The sequence below is a fragment of the Mycobacterium sp. 852002-10029_SCH5224772 genome (assembly GCF_001667315.1).
Taxonomy (GTDB): Bacteria; Actinomycetota; Actinomycetes; order Mycobacteriales; family Mycobacteriaceae; genus Mycobacterium.
In genome coordinates this window covers 1-1,630 of sequence record NZ_LZHT01000040.1, presented here as the reverse complement: position 1 = coordinate 1,630, position 1,630 = coordinate 1, and the positions used below count along the sequence as shown (strand labels likewise).

Below are 1,630 nucleotides of genomic sequence, written 5' to 3'. Positions count from 1 at the left end.
TCCAGCAGTTCGGTGAAGCTGGGGTCGCCGGCCAGGTCGACGCGCAGCACCAGGGTGTTGACGAAGAAGCCGACCAGTTGATCGAGCGCGGGGTCGCGCCGACCGGCGATCGGGAAGCCCACCGCCACATCGGAACTCGCGCTGACCTTCGACAGCAGCACGGCCAACGCCGCCTGGACGACCATGAAGCTGGTCGCATTGTGGTCGCGGGCCACCCGGCGAACCTGCTGCTGCAGCTCGGCCGGCCAGTCGACGACCACGCTGTCGCCGCGCTGATCGGCCACCGGCGGGTAGGGGCGATCGGTGGGCAGCTCCAGCCGCTCGGGCATGCCGGCCAGGGCATCTTCCCAGTACGCCAGTTGAGCGCCGATGCGGCTGTCGCCGTCGTCGAGGTCGCCGAACTGCGCGCGCTGCCAGAGGGTGTAATCGATGTACTGCACCGGCAAGTCGGCCCAGCCGGGGGCCCGCCCGGCGCACCGACTGGTGTAGGCCAGGATCAGGTCGGCGCCCAGCGGTGTCAGCGACAAGCCGTCCGCGGCGATGTGATGCACCATGATCACCAGCACGTGCTCGTCGTCGGCCACCGCGAAAAGCCGCGCACGAATCGGGATCTCGGTCGCCAGATCGAAGGCGTGGCATGTGGTTGCCTTGATGGCGTCGTCCAGCTGGCTTGTGGGCCATGCGGTGGCGTCGACGACATCCCAACCGAATTCGGCGCGCTCGGAGGGCATCACCACCTGGCGGGGCGTTCCCTCGTGCGCGGGGAACAGGGTGCGCAGGATTTCGTGGCGGCTCACCACGTCGGCCAGCGCCGTCCCGAGCGCCTCGGCGTCAAGGCGCCCACGCAGCCGCAGCGCGGCGGCCATGTTGTAAAGCGGTGAGGGACCCTGGAACTGGTCGATGAACCACAACCGGTTCTGCGCGAACGACAACGGCACCACCGCCGGCCGCTCCCCCGCCACCAGCGGTTCCAGCCGGCCCCCGCTCTCCGCGATGCGCGGCGCCAGCTGCGCGACGGTGGGCGCCTCGAAGACGACGCGCACCGCGAGGTCGGTTTCCAGCGCCGAGTTGATCGCGGTGATCAGGCGCATGGTGGACAGCGAATCGCCACCCAGGTCGAAGAACGAGTCGTCGACGCCGACCCGCTCGATGCCGAGGACCTGGGCGTAGATGTCGGCCAGGATCTCCTCGACCGCGGTGCTCGGCGCGCGGTAATGGTCGGCGTTCCGATATTCGGGTGCGGGCAGGGCGCGGGTGTCGAGTTTGCCGTTGACCGTCATCGGCAACGAATCCAGTACCACCACCGCCGCGGGGACCATGTAGGCGGGCAGGCGTTCCGCCACCGCGGCGCGCGCCCGGGCGGGCTCCGCGGACCCGGTCACATAACCGACCAGTCGCTTGTCACCGGGGCGGTCCTCGCGGGCGACGACGACCGCCTGCTCGACGCCGTCGACCGCGGCCAGCGCGGCCTGGATTTCGCCGAGTTCGATGCGGTAGCCGCGGACCTTGACCTGTTCGTCGGCGCGACCGAGGTAGCGCAGCTGCCCGTCGGTGCCCCAGCGCACCAGGTCGCCGGTGCGGTACATGCGGGTGCCGGGTGCGCCGAACGGGCAGGCCATGAATCGCGACG

1 protein-coding gene is annotated in these 1,630 nt (G+C 70.2%); it reads right to left on the bottom strand.

Translation table 11 applies throughout. From position 1 onward, the window contains the following. Positions 1-1,630: condensation domain-containing protein (locus A5775_RS08400; protein ID WP_156660623.1), on the bottom strand; the 1,630-nt coding region annotated here is incomplete at both ends.